General features: G+C 57.2%; 2 rRNA genes (1 of these 2 cut by a window edge). Both read right to left on the minus strand.

Features of this window, described 5'->3' with window-relative positions:
- Positions 1-444 precede the first annotated feature (444 nt).
- A 5S ribosomal RNA gene (rrf, locus tag BMZ45_RS20990) occupies positions 445-559 on the minus strand.
- Between the two features lie 184 nt (positions 560-743).
- A 23S ribosomal RNA gene (locus BMZ45_RS20995) occupies positions 744-2,500 on the minus strand (it continues 1,121 nt past the right edge of the window).

The following is a 2,500-nucleotide window of genomic DNA, read 5'->3' on the forward strand; positions in this document are numbered from 1 at the left end:
CGCGATCGCGGCTGACGCCGCTCCCACAGGGCGGGGTGCGGGCGTCTCGCGGCTCTGCAGCCTCCGCGTCTCCGCGTCTCGGCGCTAGGCAGGTGGTTGGCGTTGGCGCTCGCTCGGCTTTGGGGTAGGAGCGGCGTGAGCCGCGACCAGGCGGCCACACCAACGCCGCTGTTTCATGTCAGACGCGGCCGTCGGAGTCGCGTCGCCGCTTGGTTGGCGCGGTCGCGGCTTGCGCCGCTCCTACAGGGGGCGGGTGGGGTTGCGGGCAGGGCGACGGTTCCGGGATTAACTCCCAGGGCCGAACGAACGCGTCAGCATTAACTCGCCGGCGCCGTCGCATTAACTCGCGGGTCGTCGCATTAACTCGCCGCGCCGGCGGATGGGTTTTGTTTCGCGCAAAGAAGAAGGCCGGCCCCCTTGCGGGAACCGGCCTTCGGATGAAGCCCCTGGCGATGACCTACTCTTGCATGGCTTAGGCCACACTACCATCGGCGCATGTGCGTTTCACTTCCGAGTTCGGGATGGGATCGGGTGGTTCCACACAGCTATTATCACCAGGGAGAGGGTGGAGGGTCGCAGATCTCGGTGTACTGAGGTTGCGCGCACGCTCTCGTTGGGTTGCTTTCGACGGAATGATCCCCGTCGTAGGCGAATAAGTTGGGACGTAGCGAAGTTTACTTCATTAAGAAGTGTAGACGATAGTCGTCAGACATATCGTGGAGACCAAAGCAACTTGAGGTTATATGGTCAAGCCACACGGATCATTAGTACAGGTTAGCTCAATGCATTGCTGCACTTACACACCCTGCCTATCAACCACCTAGTCTTGATGGTTCCTTTAGGGGACTTAAAGTCCCGGGAGATCTCATCTTGAGGCGCGCTTCCCGCTTAGATGCTTTCAGCGGTTATCGCTTCCGAACATAGCTACCCGGCAATACCACTGGCGTGATAACCGGAACACCAGAGGTTCGTCCACTCCGGTCCTCTCGTACTAGGAGCAGCCCCTCTCAAATCTCCAACGCCCACGACAGATAGGGACCGAACTGTCTCACGACGTTCTGAACCCAGCTCGCGTACCACTTTAAATGGCGAACAGCCATACCCTTGGGACCGACTACAGCCCCAGGATGTGATGAGCCGACATCGAGGTGCCAAACACCGCCGTCGATATGAACTCTTGGGCGGTATCAGCCTGTTATCCCCGGAGTACCTTTTATCCGTTGAGCGATGGCCCTTCCATACAGAACCACCGGGTCACTAAGACCTACTTTCGTACCTGCTTGATCCGTCGATCTTGCAGTCAAGCACGCTTATGCCTTTGCACACAGTGCGCGATGTCCGACCGCGCTGAGCGTACCTTCGTGCTCCTCCGTTACACTTTGGGAGGAGACCGCCCCAGTCAAACTACCCACCATACACGGTCCCCGACCCGGATTACGGGCCTAGGTTAGAACGTCAAGCACGACAGGGTGGTATTTCAAGGATGGCTCCACCACAGCTAGCGCCATGGTTTCATAGCCTCCCACCTATCCTACACAGACGAACTCAACGTTCAGTGTAAAGCTATAGTAAAGGTTCACGGGGTCTTTCCGTCTTGCCGCGGGAACGCTGCATCTTCACAGCGATTTCAATTTCACTGAGTCTCGGGTGGAGACAGCGCCGCTGTCGTTACGCCATTCGTGCAGGTCGGAACTTACCCGACAAGGAATTTCGCTACCTTAGGACCGTTATAGTTACGGCCGCCGTTTACTGGGGCTTCGATCAAGAGCTTCGCCTTGCGGCTGACCCCATCAATTAACCTTCCAGCACCGGGCAGGCGTCACACCCTATACGTCCACTTTCGTGTTTGCAGAGTGCTGTGTTTTTGATAAACAGTCGCAGCGGCCTGGTCACTGCGACCCCTCTCAGCTGTAGCTCGCATGAGCCACCAAGAGGGGTGCACCTTCTCCCGAAGTTACGGTGCCATGTTGCCTAGTTCCTTCACCCGAGTTCTCTCAAGCGCCTTAGAATTCTCATCCTGCCCACCTGTGTCGGTTTACGGTACGGTCTGCGTAAGCTGAAGCTTAGGAGCTTTTCCTGGAAGCGTGGTATCAGTCACTTCGCTCTAATGAGCTCGTCTCGCTGCTCGGTGTTAAAGGGTCCCGGATTTGCCTAAGACCCACACCTACCTGCTTTCTCCCGGACAACCAACGCCGGGTAGACCTAACCTTCTCCGTCCCTCCATCGCACTTACGCGAGGTGCTGGAATATTAACCAGCTTCCCATCGACTACGCATTTCTGCCTCGCCTTAGGGGCCGACTCACCCTGCGTCGATTAACGTTGCGCAAGGAAACCTTGGGCTTTCGGCGTGCGGGCTTTTCACCCGCATTATCGTTACTCATGTCAGCATTCGCACTTCCGATACCTCCAGCGGACTTCTCAATCCACCTTCAACGGCTTACGGAACGCTCCTCTACCGCGCATACAAAGTATGCACCCCAAGCTTCGGTTCATCGCTTA

This window comes from Lysobacter sp. cf310 (genome assembly GCF_900114355.1).
GTDB lineage: Bacteria > Pseudomonadota > Gammaproteobacteria > Xanthomonadales > Xanthomonadaceae > Lysobacter.